The organism is Allobosea sp. P1_A7 (assembly GCF_056406775.1).
The window spans coordinates 1-17,726 of sequence record NZ_JBFTZN010000083.1; the positions used below are offsets into that span (position 1 = coordinate 1).

Here is a 17,726-nt window from a genome sequence, read left to right on the forward strand (position 1 = left end):
GGATGGCGGGATGGCGGAGAGCTTCGCGCGGCAGGCCGCAACCATCATCGACCAGAGTTGAACGGGGATCACCATGGATTTCGCCTATTCCGCCAGGGTCGAAGAGCTCCGCTCACGGCTGCAGGCCTTCATGGATGCCCATGTGCAGCCGGCCGACGCCATATGGAAACATGAGGTCGAGGCCGGGCGCTATCCGCTGGCACTGATCGACGGGCTGAAGGAGAAGGCGAAATCCGAGGGCCTGTGGAACCTATTCCTGCCGGCGCTGAAGCCCGACGAGCCCGGCACACGGCTGAGCAATCTCGAATACGCCCCCCTGGCGGAGATCATGGGCCGGATCTTCTGGTCATCGGAGGTGTTCAACTGCAACGCCCCGGACACCGGCAACATGGAAATCCTGCACATGTTCGCGACGCCGGCGCAGCGCGAACGCTTTCTCGTGCCGCTGATAAAGGGCGAGATCCGCTCCTGCGTCGGCATCACCGAGCCCGGCGTCGCCTCCTCCGATCCGACCAATCTGCAGACCACGATCACCCGCGACGGCGATGACTATGTCATCAACGGCCGGAAATGGTGGACCACCGGCGCCCTGCATCCAAACGTCAAGTTCTGCATCGTCATGGGCCTCTCGGACACGCGCCCGGAGGCCGACCCGCACAAGCGCCATTCCATGGTGATCGTGCCGATGGATACGCCGGGCGTGAGCGTGATGCGCAACCTGCCGCTGCTCAACCACCATTCGCCGGAAGGCCATACCGAAACGGATTTCGACACTGTCCGCGTGCCGGCCGCCAACATGCTCGGGGAGGAAGGCGCGGGCTTTGCGCTGGCTCAGGCGCGGCTCGGGCCCGGCCGCATCCACCACTGCATGCGCACGATCGGCCAATGCGAGGTCGCGCTCGAACTGATGGTCGAGCGCGCGCAGCAGCGGAAGGCCTTTGGCCGGCATCTCTCAGACTATGCCAATGTCCAGGACTGGATTGCCGAAGGGCGCATGGAAATCGACCAGGCGCGGTTGCTCTGCCTGCGCGCCGCCTGGATGATGGACAAGCACGGCAACAAGGCCGCGCGCACCGAGGTCTCCGCGATCAAGGTCGTGGCGACGCGGCTCCAGACCAAGATCGCCGACCGGGCCATTCAGGTCTTTGGCGCCGCCGGTCTCTCCAATGATACGCCGCTCGCCTTCATCTATAGCTGGGGCCGGGCGCTGCGCTTCATCGACGGGCCGGACGAGGTGCATCTGCGCACGGTCGCCCGTGCCGAGATCAAGAAGCGGCAGGCGAGCAATCGCAGCACGATGGCCGAGCAGGGCGTAAAGATGCCCTATCTCAAGCCCGCGGGTTAAGGCACYGGCCCGGACCGGGACGTGGTCCGGATATCCAGCAGGCCGCGCAGAAACCGGGTGGAAGCCGGTGCCCGAGGCATGGGAGCCTTCCTCGACACGCACATGCCAGTCGAAGAAGGCCCCCGCCATGCCAGCCGCGGCAAAATTGCCCGAACCTCCATCCCTCGCGGCGCGCGTCGACGCGCTGCACTGGCGCCGGATCGAGGCCGAACTCGACTCCCATGGCGTCGGCCTGACCGGGCCTTTGCTCAGCCCGGCGGAATGCCGCGCGCTGGCTGCGCTCTATGCCGACGAGAGCCGTTTCCGCAGCCGCATCGTCATGGCGCGGCACGGCTTTGGCAGTGGCGAGTACCAGTACTTCGCCCATCCGCTGCCGGAGATGCTGGCGGCCCTGCGGCCGGCCATCTACGAGCGCCTCGCCCCCGTGGCGAACCGCTGGAACGAGACGCTCGGGATCGCGCAGCGTTATCCCGACGCGCTCGGCGCCTTCCTGACCCTGTGCCACGAGGCCGGACAGACCCGGCCGACCCCGCTGCTGCTGAAATACGGCGCCGGCGACTATAACTGCCTGCATCAGGACCTTTACGGCGACCTGTTCTTCCCGTTCCAGATGGTCATCCTGCTCTCGCAGCCAGGCGTCGATTTCACCGGCGGGGAGTTCACCCTGGTCGAGCAGCGTCCGCGCGCGACATCTCGCGGATCAGGAACTTCACCGGCACATCGAAGAAGCTGCCGTGCTGGGCGACATAGTCCATAAAACTGCGGCCCTGCCCATCGAAGCTCTGCAGCAGCGCATCGCTCTTGCCGTCGAAGCCGAGCGTCGCAACGCCGAGCCTGTCGCAGAGGCGCGCGTTGAAGGTCGGAGAAGCCTTCAGCCAGCGCCCGTCGAGGAAAACCTCGGTATAGCCGTGATAGGCGAAGACATTGGTGCCGACGGCCTCCAGCAGGCGCGGCGTGGCGAGATGGTTCTTGACGTCGGCGAGCCCGATGCGAGCGGGAATGCCGATGGCCCGGCAATAGGCTGCATAGAGCGCAGCCTTGCCGACGCAGTAGCCGATGCCGGCCGCCAGCACGGAGCTGGCGCGATAGGTCTCGGGGTTGAGATAGTCGCCATAGGGGTCATAGCGGATGCCGTCGCGCACCGCCTGATAGAGGATGCCGGCCTGCCCGGCAGGGTCGCTGATGCCCGAAGTCAGCAGGCGCGCCTCGGCGATCACCATCGGATGGTCGCTGTCGACGAACTCAGCGGGGCTCGTGAAGAGAACGTGGTGGGAATCCTGCATTGCCAATCCTCTCAAGCATCGGCGGGAAAGTGGTTTGCGGCCTTCGGACAAAGCCGATGCAAATACTAAAAGGGCGAGATCGTCGGACCGGACCCGATATCCGGCCCCGGTGATCTACTGGCCCGTGAACCGGGTTGGCCGCTTCTCCAGGAAAGCCGAGACACCCTCGCTGAAATCCGCGGTCCGGGTCGAGGCGTGGAAGGCGTCGCGCTCGGCGTCGAGCTGGGCGCTCAACGTGTTGCTCAGCGAAGCGCCGAGCAGCGCCTTGATGCGGCCATAGGCCTGGGTCGGCCCGGCAGCCAGTTTGCGCGCCAGCGCCATGGCTTCGGCATCGAGACACTCGGCCGGCACGGTGCGATTGATCAGGCCGAGCCGCAACGCCTCGCCCGCATCGATCGTCTCGGCGAGCAGCGCCAGCTCCTTTGCCTTCTTCATGCCGACGATGCGCGGCAGATGATAGGTCCCGGACCCGTCCGGCGTCGCACCGATCCGGGCATAGGCCAGCGTGAATTTCGCATTCTCCGCGGCGATCGCCAGATCGCAGGCAAGCGCCAGGCTGAATCCGGCTCCGGCCACCGCGCCATGCAGGCAGGCGATCGAAGGCTGCGGCAATTCATCGAGCCTTTTCAGCCCGGCATGCAGCGGCGTGATGATCGCCTCGATCGCGGTCTCGGGGTCGCCACCAGCGGTGAATTGCGAGACGTCGCCACCGGCGCAGAAGCCCCTGCCCGCGCCCTTCAGCAGGATGGCGCGGACATCCCGGCGCGCCGCGATCTCCTCGATTCGGGCCAGGAAAGTTTCCGCCATGGCCGCATCAAAGGCGTTCAGCACGTCGGGACGATTCAGCGTCAGCACTGCGACACCGGCCTCGACGGTCAACAGAATGGAACTGGAGGGATCGGTCATCGGCGGATTCCGGAGCTGCGATTGCCCCGGTTCTACCATGGGCATTTCGGCCTGCGGCACTCCGAATCCTGCGCCACGGACGCGCAGAAATGCTCGCAAGGCGAGCGCGAAGCCCCGGGAGCTCTCTCGGTTCAGAGGGCCCCCGGGACTTCTCCCCTCGTCAGGCGACCGCAACCTTCGGTGTATTGGCTTCCTCGCGGCTTTCGAGCGCGGCCATTGCGGCCTGCACGCCGCCGCTGCGATGCGGCACGCCGGCTGCCGCCAGCCCCATCTCCACGCCGGACAGCGCGCCAAGCAGGGTCAGTTCGTTGCATTCGCCGAGATGGCCGATCCGGAAGACCTTGCCGGCCACCTTGCCGAGGCCGGAGCCGAGCGAGATGTTGAACTTCTCGAGCGCCACCTTGCGGTAATGGTCGGCGTCGTGGCTCGGCGGCATCAGCACGGCGGTCAGCACCGGCGAATATTCCGCGGGGTTCTCGCAGAGGATGTCGAGGCCCCAGGCCTTCACCGCGGCCCGCGTCGCCGCGGCAAGGCGCTCATGGCGGGCGAAGACCGCGTCCAGCCCCTCCTCATGCAGCATCCTGACTGCTTCGCGCAGGCCATAGAGCAGGTTCGTCGCCGGCGTGTAGGGGAAAAAGCCGTTGGCGTTGATCTTGACCATCTCCTGCCAGTCCCAATAGGAGCGCGGCATTGTGTTCGCCCGGGAGGCGGCCATCGCCTTTTMCGAGATCGCGTTGAAGCTGAGGCCCGGCGGCAGCATCAGGCCTTTCTGCGAGCCGGAAACCGTGACGTCGACCTGCCATTCGTCGTGCCGGTAGTCGACCGAGGCGAGCGAGGAGATGGTGTCGACCATGAAGAGCGCCGGGTGGCCGGCCTTGTCGATCGCCTTGCGGATCTCAGCGATCCGGCTGGTCGAGCCGGTCGAGGTCTCGTTATGGACGACCATCACCGCCTTGATCTTGCGGCCGCGGTCCTCGGCCAGCTTTGCCTCGATCGCGGCCGGGTCGGCGCCGCGACGCCAGTCGCCCGGAATGAAATCGACCTCGATGCCGAAGCGGCCGGCGATCTGGCGCCAGAGGGTGGCGAAATGGCCGGTCTCGGCCATCAGCACGGTGTCGCCCGGAGAGAGCGTATTGACGATCGCCGCTTCCCAGGCACCGGTCCCGGAGGACGGATAGATCACCACCGGCTGGCTGGTCTTGAAGACCGACTTGGCACCGTAGAGCACCTCGCGCCCGAGCTTCGCGAACTCGGCGCTGCGGTGATCGATCACCGGCATGTCCATGGCCCGCAGGACCCGGTCAGGGACCGGGCTCGGGCCGGGAATCTGGAGGAAATGGCGACCCTGCTGCGATGCCATGGCGATAACTCCCTATTCGGACGTGGCGGCGCTTCCGGCTCGCCGCTCGTGATCGCCGATGTTTTGCATTCATTTTTGTCTTTGGCAACACCGCTCGCGCGTGCAATATTATGCTGGCCGATCTCGACACGGGGCCGCCCACTCGCGTAGCAAACCAGCATGACGACTATCGCGCTCGACACTGAGACGACCGAAAGCCCGTCGCTGCGACGCGAGGACGGCACCGGCCAGACATCGCTGCACGGCGAACTCCTGGCCGCGCTGCGCGACTATATCGTCGAGGGCAATCTCGCCGATGGCGCACGCGTGCCCGAGCGCCTGCTCTGCGACCGGTTCGGCATCTCGCGCACGCCGCTGCGCGAGGCGCTCAAGGTCCTGGCCGCGGAAGGGCTGATCGACCTCCTGCCCAATCGCGGCGCACGCGTGCGCGCCCTGAGCGCCGATGATCTGCGCGAATTGTTCGACGTGATGGGCGGGCTCGAAGCCCTGGCGGGGCGGCTGRCCTGCGAACGCATCAGCGACGAAGAAATCGCCGAAATCGAGCAATCTCATCACGAGATGTACCGTTTCTACCTGCGGCGCGACATGCACGGCTATTTCCAGTGCAACCAGGACATCCACCGCATGATCGTCGCGGCCGCCGGCAATGCGACGCTCAGCGCGACCTATAACAGCATTGCCGGCCGCATCCGGCGCGTACGCTATTCCGCCAATCTCGACAAGGAGCGCGACCGCTGGGGCGAGGCGATGCGCGAGCACGAGGCGATCCTCGATGCCCTGCGCCGACGCGCCGGCAGCGAGCTCAGCGACATCATGTTCCTGCATCTGCGCAACAAGCGAAAAGCCRCGCAGCATCAGAGCGCCGCGCAGGCGGACGACGAGAACAGCCTTGCCTGAGTCCAACCCCAGCCTGAGACCTCCCCGGCATTGATACGGGACGGCGGCCGGGCAGTGTCGTCGTCAATTCGGCCATCATCATTTTTCAGATTGAATGCAAAATTTTTTGATTCTAGGCTCTCGCCACGGCGCCGACAGAGCGCGTTGCAGGGAGGTTGGAAGAGATGAAGCAGCATTGGCTTGCCGCTGGCGCGGCGCTCGTAGCAGTTACGACCCCCGCCCTCGCCTGGGAGCCGACCAAGGCCATCGAAATCGTCGTGCCTTTTTCGGCCGGCGGCGCCTCCGACCAGATGGCGCGGACGATGCAGGGCATCATCCAGAAGAATAACCTGACCTCGCAGCCGATCATCGTCGTCAACAAGCCGGCCGCCGGCGGCGCCGAGGGCATGCTCGACATCCAGAAGGCGGCGGGCGACCCGCACAAGCTGATCACCACGTCGAGCGGCATCTTCATGACGCCGATGGCGACCAAGCTGCCGCTGAACTGGACCGAATACACGCCGATCGCGATGATGGCGCAGGATTCCTTCGTGCTCTGGGTCAACGCCAAGGCGCCCTACCAGACCGCCGGCGACTTCATGACAGCGGCCAAGGCCGCCTCGCCCCCGCTCAAGATCGGCGGCACCTCGTCGAAGCGCGAGGACAACCTGATCGTCTTCGGCATGGAGAGGGCCGGCGGCGTCAAGTTCGCCTATATCCCGCACACCAGCGGGGGCCAGGCCTCGACCCAGCTTTCCGGCAATCACATCGACGCCAGCACGAACAACCCGGCCGAGGACGTCGCCAACTGGCGCGGCGGGGCGACACGGCCGATCTGCGTCTTCTCCGAACAGAAGATGACCTACTCGACGCCGGTCGCCGACGGAAAATCCTGGGCCGATATCCCGACCTGCGCCTCGCAGGGACTGAACGTCACCTATCAGATGCTGCGAGGCATGTTCATGCCCGGCAAGGTCACCAAGGAGCAGCAGGCTTTCTACGTGAACCTGTTCAAGAAGGTCTCCGAGACGCCGGAATGGAAGGACTACCTCGCCCGCAGCGCGCTGGTTCCGGACTATCGCGACGGCGAGGCGTTCGTGACCTTCCTCAAGGCCGATGAGGAGAAGCACGCCAAGCTGATGGGCGAAGCCGGCTTCACGGCGAAGTAGCCCTTGCATGATCGGACCGGAAACATATCCGATCCGATCATGCAGCCTTCTACGTTTGCATCGGCTTTTCCGAAAACCGCGCCCACTTTTCGGGCCGATGCCTGAGCCCGACCGGCCCGCCGTCACGGCGGGCCTCAACCCTCTGCCGACGTCCGGAGATGTCGATGTCCGCTCATCCTGAAGGCGAAGCGCCGCGCGGCCTCTCGCGCCGCCCCGTCGAACTTGGCACGGCCGCGATCCTGATCGGCCTCGCCTTCGTCGTGCTCTGGGATTCCTATGGCCGCGGGGCCGGCTGGGACAATGGCCCGCAGAACGGCTTCTTCCCCGCCCGCGTCGGCTGGCTGTTCCTGGCCGCCTCGCTGTTCATCCTGGTGCAGTCCTTTCGCACAGAGAACAGCGTCTTCGTCACCTTCGAGCAGCTCGGGCAGGTCTCGCGCGTGCTCGGCCCGCTCGTTCTCTTCGTCGCGCTGATCCAGCCGCTCGGGCTCTATGTCGCCGCGAGCGTCTTCATCCTCGTCTTCATGGCCGTCGTCGCGACCTCGCGCTGGTGGAGCATCGTGCTGACGGCCGTCCTCGTGCCGATCGTCTGTTTCTGGATCTTCGAACAGCAGTTCCGCGTGCCCCTGCCCAAGGGTCCGCTCGAAGCCATGCTCGGCTATTGAGGTTGCGCTGATGGAAGACCTCTCCTCGCTGATCGCCGGCTTCCAGGTCGCGCTCTCCTGGCACAATGTCGGTTTTATGGTGATCGGCGTGGTGCTCGGCATCATTGTCGGCGTGCTGCCGGGCCTCGGCGGTCCGAACGGGGTCGCGATCCTGCTGCCGCTGACCTTCGGCATGGACCCGACCTCGGYGATCATCCTGCTTTCCTCGATCTACTGGGGGGCGTTGTTCGGCGGCGCGATCACTTCGATCCTGTTCAATATTCCCGGAGAGGCCTGGTCGGTCGCGACCACCTTCGACGGCTATCCGATGGCGGTGCAGGGCAAGGCGGCCGAGGCACTGACGGCCGCCTTCACGGCCTCGTTCATCGGGGCGCTGTCCGGCGTCATCCTGATTACCTTCGTCGCCCCCCTGGTCGCCTCCTTCGCGCTGCGCTTCGGGCCCGCCGAGTTCTTCGCCGTCTTCCTGCTGACCTTCTGCTCCTTCATCGGCATGGGCCGGGAAAACCGGGCAAAGATCCTGGCCTCGCTCTGCATCGGCTTCTTGCTGGCGGCAGTCGGGCTCGACTCGATCTCGGGCGATCTGCGCATGACCTTCGGCTCGACCGAGCTGATGCGCGGCTTCGACTTCCTTATCGTCGTAATCGGCCTGTTCGGCGTCAGCGAGATCCTGCTCACCGTCGAGGAGGGACTGGTCTTCAAGGGCAAGCAGGCGACGATCGATCTCAAGGTCGTGCTGCGGACCTGGGCCGGGCTGCCGCGCTACTGGGCGACGCTCGTCCGCTCCAGCCTCGTCGGCATGTGGATGGGCGTGACGCCCGGCGGCGCGATCGCCGCCTCCTTCATGGGCTATGGCCTCGCCAAGCGCTTCTCGCGGCGCGGCGCCAATTTCGGCAAGGGCGAGATCGAGGGCGTGCTTGCGCCGGAGACCGCGGCGCATGCCGCCGGCACCAGCGCCTTGCTGCCGATGCTGGCGCTCGGCATCCCGGGCTCGGCCACGGCGGCCGTGCTGCTCGGCGGCCTGCTGGTCTGGGGGCTTCAGCCCGGGCCGATGCTCTTCGTCGAGCAGAAGGACTTCGTCTGGGGGCTGATCGCCTCGATGTATCTCGGCAACCTCGCCGGCCTGATCATCGTGCTGGCGACCGTGCCGCTTTTCGCCGCGATCATGCGCATCCCCTTCTCCTTCGTCGCGCCGGTGATCCTGATCGTCTGCGCTATCGGCGCCTATACGATCTCCAACTCGATCTTCGACATCTGGCTGATGCTGATCTTCGGCATCATCGGCTATGTCTTCAAGAAGCTCGACTACCCGCTGGCGCCGCTGGTGCTGGCGCTGGTCCTGGGCGACCGGGCCGAGGACGCTTTCCGGCAGGCCCTGCTCGGCTCGGGCGGCAGTCTCGGGGTCTTCTTCGCCAACGGGCTCGTCACGACACTGGTTGCGCTCGCGATGATCCTGCTCTTCTGGGGGCCGGTGTCGGACCTGATCGGGGCGGTGCGGCGCAGAAGCGGCCGGGCCGGAAAGGCGGCAGAAGCCGCCGAGTGAGAATGCGTTCGGACGCGAACGCGGGTCGTCCCGGCCAAATTGAAACGCAGAGCCGGGTCGAGATGAACTGGAATGGATACGTGACGCGATGACCCATGCTGCCCCCCTCGCCAAACAGGGCTCGCGCAATCTCGGGCTCGAACGGCGCCTCGCCCAGGCGCTCGAAGGCGAGGTCCGCTTCGACGCATTCACGCGCGGGCGTTATGCCACCGACGCCTCGATCTACCAGATCATCCCGCAGGGTATCGCCTTTCCGAAGAGCGAGACCGACATTGCGGCCGCGCTCCAGATCGCGGCCGAGCACGGCGTTCCGGTGATCGCGCGCGGCGGCGGCACGTCGCAAAACGGCCAGCCGATCGGCGATGCGCTGATCCTCGACATGAGCCGGCATTTTAACGCGATCCGCGACTATGACCCGGCCTCGCGCACGGTCTCGGTCGCGCCCGGCATCGTGCTGGAGCAGCTCAACAGCCATGTGAAGAAGGACGGCCTGTTCTTCCCGGTCGAGCCCTCGACCGCGAGCCGCTGCACCATTGGCGGCATGGCCGGCAACAACTCCTCCGGCGCGCGCTCGCTGCGCTACGGCAAGATGGTCGACAATGTCATTGCCCTGCGGGCGCAGTTCCATGACGGCGAGGCCTTTGCGCTGGGCGAGAACCCGGTCGGCGACAATGCCTCGGTCAGGACGCGGGACCTGATGACGCGGATGCTGTCCCTGGCGGACGGGCACCGCGACGAGATCGAGCGCATCTTCCCGAAGGTGCAGCGCCGGGTCGGCGGCTACAATCTCGACGAGCTGCTCCCGGCCCGGCCGAACCTGTCGCATCTGCTGGTCGGCTCGGAAGGCACGCTCGCGATCACCACGGAGGCGACGCTCAGGCTCTCGCCCCTGCCGACCCACCGCGTCATGGGCGTCTGCCATTTCCCGGATTTTCGTGCGGCGATGGAGACGACGCAGCATATCGTGGCGCTGGGTCCGGTCGCGGTCGAGCTCGTCGACAACAATGTGCTGGTGCTCGGTGCCGATATCCCGCTCTTCGTGCGAACGCTCGCCGACATCACCAGGGGCCAGCCGAACTGCCTGCTGCTGGTCGAATTCGCCGGCGACGATCTCGCGGCGCTGAAGTACGACCTGAAGCGGCTCGACCAGTGCATGGCCGATCACGGCTTTGCCGACGCGGTCGTCGAGGTCGTCGAACCGGCACGGCAGAAGCCGGTCTGGGAGGTGCGCGAGGCCTGCCTCAATATCATGATGTCGATGAAGGGCGACGGGAAGCCGGTCTCCTTCATCGAGGACTGCGCCGTCCCGCTCGAACATCTCGCCGACTATACCGACGCGGTGACCGAGCTCTTTACCCGTCACGGCACGCGCGGAACCTGGTACGCCCATGCCTCGGTCGGCTGCCTGCACGTCCGCCCGATCCTGAACATGAAGGACGAGGCCGGGGTCAAGGCGATGCGCGGCATCGCCGAGGCCGCCTGCGACCTCGTGCGCCAGTTCAAGGGCTCCTATTCCGGCGAGCATGGCGACGGCATTTCCCGCTCGGAATTCGTCGAACCGATGTTCGGCGGCCCGCTGACGCGCGCCTTCGAGGCGGTGAAGGACGGGTTCGACCCGGAGAACCGGCTGAATCCCGGCAAGATCGTGCGGCCGCTCAAGATGGACGATCGCAGCCTGATGCGGTTTCCGCCGGGCTATGCGACGCCTATCCCGGCCGCAACCGCACTCGATTGGTCCGATTGGGGCGGGCTCGGCGGCGCCGTCGAGATGTGCAACAACAATGGCACCTGCCGGAAACTCTCCGGCGGCACGATGTGCCCGTCCTATCGCGCCACCAGGGACGAGACCCATCTGACGCGCGGGCGCGCCAACAGCCTGCGCCTCGCGATCTCCGGGCAGCTCGGCCCCGACGCCCTCACCTCGCCTGAGATGAAGGAGACGCTCGATCTCTGCGTCTCCTGCAAGGGCTGCAAGCGCGACTGCCCGACCGGCGTCGACATGGCCCGGATGAAGATCGAGTTCCTCCACCATTATCACCAGCGCCATGGCTTGCCCCTGAAGGAACGGCTGATCGCCTGGCTGCCGCGCTATGCGCCCTATGCCGCGAAACTGGCGCCGCTGATGAACCTGCGCGATCGCATCCCTGCTCTGGCCAAACTGAGCGAGCGCTGGCTCGGCTTCAGCGCGCGCCGCTCGCTGCCGGTCTGGCGCAAGCCCTGGGTGCAGGCCGGCAACCCGGCAACGCCTGGCGATGTGAAGGGCGACGGCCGCGACATCGTGCTCTTCGGCGATACGTTCAACCGCTACTACGAGCGCGAGAATATGGAGGCGGCTGAGCGCGTGCTCGCGGCCGGCGGCTATCGCATCCACAAGGTCGAACCGGCTGACGGCGGCAGGCCGCTCTGCTGCGGACGGACCTTCCTCTCGGCCGGATTGGTCGACGAGGCGCGCATCGAGGCCAAGCGCACGCTCGATGCGCTCTCGCCCTATATTGCCGGGGGCGCCCGCATCGTCGGGCTCGAACCGTCCTGCCTGCTGACCTTCCGCGACGAGTTTGGCGCGATCCTGCCCAAGGAGCAGGTTGAACCCGCGGCCAGCGCGGCTTTCCTGCTCGAAGAGCTGCTCGCGGCCGATATCAAGGCGGGGACGACCACGTTGCCGCTGAAGGACCAGGCGGGCCGCGTCGCCCATCTGCACGGGCATTGCCACCAGAAGGCGTTCGCGGCGATGGGCGCCGTCGAGGCGACGCTCCGCGCGATTCCGGGTCTCGACGTCAAGCCGATCGAGTCGAGCTGCTGCGGCATGTCGGGTGCCTTCGGCTACGGCGCGGACACCATGGATGTCTCGCTCGCCATGGCCGAGCTCTCGCTGCTGCCGGCAGTGCGCAAGGCAGGCGCGCAGGACCTCGTCGTTGCCGATGGCACGAGTTGCCGCCACCAGATCCACGATGGTGCAGGCCGAGAGGCGCTGCATGTCGCCCGCGTGCTCGACATGGCGTTGGAGGGCTGACGCGAAAAGCCGGAGCGGCAGCAGGCATCCCAACCAAGGACCCGGACAAACGGGTGAGCCGAAGGAGGACGGACGATGCTAAGGACGATGCTTCTGACTGGCGTCACGGCGCTGATCGCTGCCGGAGGAATACAGGCCGCCATGGCAAAGGACTATTTCCTCGCAAGCGGGCGCTGGGACAATGTCGTCCTGGTGATCGACCTCGAAAGGGCGATCGATCCGGCCAATGACGGCACGCCGAGAGCGGTGGTGAACCGCATCCGCGTCACGCCCGATATCGACGCGACCGGGACCGGCAAGGCCGACACAATCTCCAGCGGCCAGCCGATCACCATCACCATCGCGCCGGATTACCGGCGCGCCTATGTGGTCAATCATTCCGGCCGCACCAGGCCCGACGATGCCGCCGCCTTCCAGCACGGCCATGCCGGCACCGTCACCATCGTCGATCTCAAGAAGGCGCTCGATCCGGCGAGCAACGGCACGCTTGCGGCCGTCGAGGGTTATATCGAGACGGAAGGCTTTGGGCCGACCGGCTTCGCGATCGCTCCTGACGGCCGGCATGCCGCGCTCGCCCATGCCGAACAGAAGGGCGACGAGGATGGYGGCCGCCATATCAGCATCGTCGACCTCGCCAGCAACAAGGTCATTCGTCGGGTCGAGCAGGCTTTCGGCAAGCCCGGCTTCCCATGCCCTCCCGATCCCGTGCCGCACCGCGCGCCCGACCCGAAATTCGGCTGTTTCCCTGACACCAACGGCGTGACGATCAGTCCGCTCGGTGGGGGCACGATCTTCGGCGCCAATGGCGGAACGGACGATATCTCGGTGATCAGCCTGCAAAAGGCGATTGCGGGTGAAGTCGGAGCGGAGATCGCGCGCATTCCCGTGCAGGCGGGCGGCTTCGGCATCTCGACCAGCCCGGACGGCAAGCTTGTGGCGCATGCCTCGCGCGAGAACGCGCAGACCGACAGGCCCGGCAATACCGTCTCGATCATCGATGTCGAGAAGGCGCTGTCGGACCCTGCCAAGGCCGAGGTCGCCCGCGTGCTGGTCGGCACCGACGACAAGTCCGTGCCGACACGCCCCTTCGTGGCGGCGTTCCTGCCGGACGGCAAGCGCATCCTGTCGACGCATTTCCGCTCGAACAATATCGACATCATCGATGTCGCCAAGGCCATCGCCGGGCAGCCGGCAACGATCAAGAGGGTCGAGTTGAAGACGCCCGGCGGCGAGCCCTCCCGCCCGCGCGGCATCGCGATCACCCCCGACGGAAAATATGCCGCGATCACCGGAGCGCCCAAGGGCAAGTCGAATTCCAGCGTGGTCTGGATCGTCGATCTCGCGAGCTACGAGGTGAAGGGCCGCGTCACCGAGATCGGCAATGAGAGCTACATGATCGGCGCCTTCCAGGCGAACTGATCACGACGGGGCCTGCGTTGGCGGCGGGCGGTCAGGCATCGGGCCGCATGGCCAATGCCAAGTCCCGGCTGGTAGAGAGCAGGACAACGCGCGTCATTCCGGTGCCGGGACAGGCACGGCCGGGACGACGCGCGGGTTCTCCAGCCGTCAGCGCAATCGATGCTTCAATTCCTTGCCACCAGCACGCCGTTCTTCGCGGTGATCGCGCTCGGCGCATTGGTTTCCGGCCGCACGCTGTTCGGCCCCGATTCCGTCAGGGTGCTCAACACCTTCGCCTTCATGATCGCGACGCCGGCAATGGTGCTGCGCGTGATGTCGCGGCAGCCGATCGCCGAGCTCTGGAACACGACCTTCTTCGTGGCGCTGGCAGCAATCGGCGTGACGATCATGGCGCTTGGCATCCTCATCGGCACGCGGTTGCGCGCCCTGCCCTTCCCCAATGCGGTCTCGCGCGGGCAGAGCCTCGTCGGCGGCAATTTCGCCTTTCTCGGCATTCCCCTGATGCTGGCCTTCCTCGGCGAGCGCGCCGCAGCGCCGATCGCGATCGGCCTGATCTGCGACACGGCGCTGGTCGTGCCCCTGTCGATCGGGCTGATCGAGGCCGGGCGCGGCGCCGGTTCGGCACCCGCCATTGCCGGCCGGCTCATTCGCGGCACGATCCTCAACCCCTTCATGCTGTCGATCGCAGGCGGCCTCGCGCTCTCGGTCAGCGGGGTCGCGATCCCGGAACCGGTCGACCGCTTCCTCTCCTTCCTCGGAAATGCGGCTGCGCCGGTCGGCGTCTTCGCGCTCGGCCTCGCGGCGCGACAATGGAGCGGTGGCGGCAGCAAGCTCCCGGCCCTCGGGATTGCACCACTGGTCGTCGGCAAGCTCGTGCTGCACCCGCTGGTGACCTGGATCGTGCTTGCCGTCGTGCTCAAGCTTGACGCGTTCTGGGTCACGGCCGGCGTGCTCTATTCGGCCCTCCCCATCGCGGCGAATGTCTTCGTCATCTCCGAGCGCTTCGAGACCGATAGCCGGCCAATCGCGGCTGCGATCGTGCTCTCCACGGCCCTGGCGGCGCTGACCTTCCCCGTCGCGATCTGGCTGGTCTCGGCTGCCACGGGAGCGCCGTAGCGCTCTCTTCGCAACTGCAACCGTGCCCTTGCGCTGTTGCCTGTAGTCAGCGGCTTGGCGAGACGGCTAGAAACAGCCGGTCGGCGGGTCCGTCCGCGCGGCGCGATGGAACCGCCGGAGGCATCATGACCAGCCAGCTCTTCACCCCGTACAAGCTCGGCGGCCTCGAACTCGCCAACCGCATCGTGATCGCGCCGATGTGCCAGTATTCGGCCGAGGATGGCCGGGCGACCGACTGGCATACGATCCATCTCGGCCATCTCGCCCTGTCCGGCGCCGCGCTGATGTTCATCGAGGCGACGGCCGTCGAGCCGGAGGGCCGGATCAGCCCGCTGGACCTCGGCCTCTGGTCGGACGAGACGGAAGCGGCCCTGGCCAGGACGCTGGCGGCGGTCCGTGCGTATTCCGACATGCCGATCGGCATCCAGCTCGGCCATGCCGGGCGCAAGGCCTCGGTGGCCGCGCCCTGGACAGGCGGCGGCCAGCTCGGGCTCGACCAAGGCGGCTGGCAGACGCTTGCCCCGTCCGCCATCCCGTTTGGCGATCATCCCCGGGCGCCGCTCGCGCTCGATCTCGCAGGCATCGCCCGCATCCGCGAGAACTTCGCCGCATCGGCCAAGCGCGCCGTGCGGCTGGGCTTGCAGGCGATCGAGCTGCACGCCGCCCACGGCTATCTCCTGCACCAGTTCCTCTCGCCGCTCTCGAACCAGCGCGGGGATGAGTATGGCGGCTCGCTCGAGAACCGCATGCGCCTGCCGCTCGAAGTCTATGATGCCGTGCGGGCCGTGGTCCCTGCGGAGATCCCGGTCGGCTTCCGATCACCGAGCCGGATCAGGCCGAAGCGATCGTCGGCACCGGCGATGCCGATCTCGTCGCGCTGGCGCGCGGCATCCTCTACGATCCGCGGTGGYCCTGGCACGCCGCCGCCCATCTCGGTGCCAGCGTCAAGGCGCCCAACCAGTATCTGCGCTCCCAGCCGCGGCAGTTCCGCAATCTCTTCGGCTGAACGCAAGCCTGAGCCAGCTGGATCAGGTCTCCAGCTGGAAGCGCTCGAACCGGTGCAACGCGTCCTCGATGGCCGCCTTGTGCCGCTCGGGAGAGCCTTTGCCGACCCAGTTCCATTGCTGGACGAGAAGCGTCCCGTTCGCGCGATCGGCCTTGAGGTCGATCGCCGCGACGATCTCGTCGCCGACCARAACCGGCAGGGCGAAATATCCCATCGCCCGCTTCTCCTTCGGCACATAGGCCTCGAACAGGTGATCGTAGCCGAAGAAAAGCTTCAGCCGCTTGCGCTGGATGATCAGCGGATCGAAGGGCGAAAGGATATGGACCAGCTCGGCATCCGGTGCCGGCGTCGGTTCGAGCATGGCGGGTTGCGCCCAATGCTCCTGCTTTCCCRCCCCTTCGATCGTGACAGGCACGAGCGTTCTGCGGCGTAGCCTCGTCTCGATCAACTCGCGGATCGCGGGCTTGCGCGGCGCGTCGAGATGGCAGACCGAGTCGAGGCTGACGATGCCCTGCGATCGCAAGGCCCGGTCGAGGAGATAGTCGAGAACCTGTTTCTCGGTCGCCGGGCGTGGGGCGCGCTCCCAGCCAAAATGCCGCTCCGGAAGCTCGTAGCTCTTCAGCATGCCGGCGCGCTCGCAGATCGTCAGCGCACCGCTGAAGAAGGCGAGCTGCAGGGCGCGTTTCGAGGGCTTGCGGCTCGCCCAGGCATGATCCTTCTCGATGAGCACATCATCGTCGATGTCTCGGATCGAGAGCGCGCCATCGCGCCGAACGCGGCCCATGACCTTGCGCAGGTCCTCGTTCGTCACCGAATTGAACCAGCTCGGAGGGTTTTCGCGCCGCCGCTTCATCTCGGGCAGGAAGAAGCGCAGATCCTGGGTCGGGACATAGGCCAGCGCGTGCGTCCAGTATTCGAAGACGCTCTTGTCGATGCTCTGGGCCTGGCGCAGATGCGCGCGCTGATAGTCCGGAATGCGCGTCCACAGGATGTGATGATGGCAGCGTTCGACCACGTTGATCGTGTCGATCTGCACATAGCCGAGATGGTCCACCGCCGCCGGCGTGGCTTCGGAGCCGTCGCCAAAGGGAGCGAGCGTATCGAGCCGCTGGGCGCGTAGCCAGATCCGGCGGGCCTGCGACGGGCTGATCGAGAGGGGTTTTGGCGGACGTCTCGGCATGTCGGATCTATAGCGACGCTGCGCGCGCCCTCCTGTCAGGAGCGATCATGAACCGGCCCGCCGCGCGCGCTCGGACTGGGCGGCACCCGGACCGGTCGCGAGCCAGATCACGTGCCTTGCGCCCCCGCGCTTGCCGTTGGCGCGCGTCTTCACCTCCTCGACGGCATAGCCGCTCTTGCGCAGGCGCTGGGTGAAGCCATGATCGGGACCGGACGACCAGACGGCGAGGACGCCGCCAGGACGCAGGGCTGCGCGTGCGACGGCGAGGCCCGCCATGTCGTAGAGATCGTCATTCGCCCGGCGCGTCAGCCCCTCCGGGCCGTTGTCGACATCGAGCAGGATCGCATCGAACGCCGCGGGAGCGGCGCCGATCGTCCGTGCGACATCCTCCTCGCGGATGGTGACACGGGGATCGGCGAGGCAATCGCCGAAGACCTGAGCCATCGGACCGCGGGCCCAGGCGACGACGGCCGGCACGAGCTCCGAGACCACGATCTGCGCGCCTTGCCCGAACGCCGCCAGCGCCGCGCGCAGGGTAAAGCCCATGCCGAGCCCGCCGATCAGGATGCGGGGCTCCGGCCGGCCGGCAAGACGCGCCGCGACCAGCGTTGCCAGTGCCTCCTCCGAGCCGCTGAGGCGGCTGTTCATCAGCTCGATCGCGCCCAGCATGATCGAGAACTCCGCACCGCGCTGCTTGAGGCGGATTTCGCCGCCGCCACCCGGCATCGTCGCGGTATCGATCTGGATCCAGGGAATCACGGGTTCACTCGGCTTCTGGGGCGGCAGGGTTTCTGGGGTAGCAGCCGCCCGCAACAGCATAGCAGCGCCGGCTGCGCAATTCCCGCTCCGTGGAT

General features: G+C 66.6%; 14 protein-coding genes and 1 pseudogene. 10 read left to right on the forward strand and 5 right to left on the reverse strand.

What is annotated here, in order from left to right:
- Positions 1 to 73 precede the first annotated feature (73 nt).
- Both AC1D34_RS16215 and AC1D34_RS16220 read left to right on the forward strand, forming a co-directional pair.
- Complete coding sequence (locus AC1D34_RS16215; protein WP_476824725.1) at positions 74 to 1,345, forward strand: acyl-CoA dehydrogenase family protein; 1,272 nt, start codon at positions 74 to 76, stop codon at positions 1,343 to 1,345.
- Between the two features lie 127 nt (positions 1,346 to 1,472).
- Positions 1,473 to 2,102, forward strand: coding sequence for a 2OG-Fe(II) oxygenase (locus tag AC1D34_RS16220; protein ID WP_476824726.1), 630 nt, complete (start codon positions 1,473 to 1,475; stop codon positions 2,100 to 2,102).
- On the opposite strand, the gene AC1D34_RS16225 is transcribed toward AC1D34_RS16220, so the two are convergent.
- The 3 genes from AC1D34_RS16225 to AC1D34_RS16235 form a co-directional block, all read right to left on the reverse strand.
- Positions 2,005 to 2,628, reverse strand: a complete 624-nt coding sequence (locus tag AC1D34_RS16225; RefSeq protein ID WP_476824727.1) for a transglutaminase-like domain-containing protein — start codon at positions 2,626 to 2,628, stop codon at positions 2,005 to 2,007. The genes AC1D34_RS16220 and AC1D34_RS16225 overlap by 98 nt on opposite strands.
- Positions 2,629 to 2,742: 114 nt before the next feature.
- Positions 2,743 to 3,534: an enoyl-CoA hydratase/isomerase family protein gene (locus AC1D34_RS16230; protein ID WP_441504825.1), complete on the reverse strand. Its 792-nt coding sequence runs from the start codon at positions 3,532 to 3,534 to the stop codon at positions 2,743 to 2,745.
- A 160-nt stretch (positions 3,535 to 3,694) separates the two neighbouring features.
- Positions 3,695 to 4,894 carry a pyridoxal-phosphate-dependent aminotransferase family protein gene (locus AC1D34_RS16235; protein ID WP_476824728.1) on the reverse strand — a complete coding sequence of 400 codons (1,200 nt, stop codon included), beginning with the start codon at positions 4,892 to 4,894 and terminating at the stop codon, positions 3,695 to 3,697.
- 159 nt (positions 4,895 to 5,053) lie between these two features.
- Between AC1D34_RS16235 and AC1D34_RS16240 the strand changes: the two genes are divergently transcribed.
- The 8 genes and pseudogenes from AC1D34_RS16240 (at position 5,054) to AC1D34_RS16275 (ending at position 15,692) form a co-directional block, all read left to right on the forward strand.
- Positions 5,054 to 5,791: a GntR family transcriptional regulator gene (locus tag AC1D34_RS16240; protein WP_476824729.1), complete on the forward strand. Its 738-nt coding sequence runs from the start codon at positions 5,054 to 5,056 to the stop codon at positions 5,789 to 5,791.
- Positions 5,792 to 5,955: 164 nt separating this feature from the next.
- Positions 5,956 to 6,939: a Bug family tripartite tricarboxylate transporter substrate binding protein gene (locus AC1D34_RS16245; RefSeq protein ID WP_476824730.1), complete on the forward strand. Its 984-nt coding sequence runs from the start codon at positions 5,956 to 5,958 to the stop codon at positions 6,937 to 6,939.
- Between the two features lie 164 nt (positions 6,940 to 7,103).
- Positions 7,104 to 7,601, forward strand: coding sequence for a tripartite tricarboxylate transporter TctB family protein (locus AC1D34_RS16250; RefSeq protein ID WP_441504829.1), 498 nt, complete (start codon positions 7,104 to 7,106; stop codon positions 7,599 to 7,601).
- Positions 7,602 to 7,611: 10 nt separating this feature from the next.
- Positions 7,612 to 9,141, forward strand: a complete 1,530-nt coding sequence (locus AC1D34_RS16255; RefSeq protein ID WP_476824731.1) for a tripartite tricarboxylate transporter permease — start codon at positions 7,612 to 7,614, stop codon at positions 9,139 to 9,141.
- Between the two features lie 88 nt (positions 9,142 to 9,229).
- Complete coding sequence (locus AC1D34_RS16260) at positions 9,230 to 12,151, forward strand: FAD-binding and (Fe-S)-binding domain-containing protein (RefSeq protein WP_476824732.1); 2,922 nt, start codon at positions 9,230 to 9,232, stop codon at positions 12,149 to 12,151.
- A gap of 75 nt (positions 12,152 to 12,226) precedes the next feature.
- Complete coding sequence (locus tag AC1D34_RS16265; protein ID WP_476824733.1) at positions 12,227 to 13,570, forward strand: YncE family protein; 1,344 nt, start codon at positions 12,227 to 12,229, stop codon at positions 13,568 to 13,570.
- A gap of 159 nt (positions 13,571 to 13,729) precedes the next feature.
- Positions 13,730 to 14,686: an AEC family transporter gene (locus AC1D34_RS16270; RefSeq protein WP_441488802.1), complete on the forward strand. Its 957-nt coding sequence runs from the start codon at positions 13,730 to 13,732 to the stop codon at positions 14,684 to 14,686.
- A 125-nt stretch (positions 14,687 to 14,811) separates the two neighbouring features.
- Positions 14,812 to 15,692: pseudogene (locus tag AC1D34_RS16275) on the forward strand (oxidoreductase).
- Between the two features lie 22 nt (positions 15,693 to 15,714).
- Here the strand turns inward: AC1D34_RS16275 and AC1D34_RS16280 are convergent.
- On the reverse strand, positions 15,715 to 16,872 hold the full coding sequence (locus AC1D34_RS16280) for a winged helix-turn-helix domain-containing protein (protein ID WP_476824734.1): 1,158 nt from the start codon (positions 16,870 to 16,872) through the stop codon (positions 15,715 to 15,717).
- 45 nt (positions 16,873 to 16,917) lie between these two features.
- A complete protein-coding gene (locus AC1D34_RS16285) occupies positions 16,918 to 17,631 on the reverse strand; it encodes a spermidine synthase (protein WP_441488805.1) in 714 nt (237 codons plus the stop codon).
- Between the last annotated feature and the right edge of the window lie 95 nt (positions 17,632 to 17,726).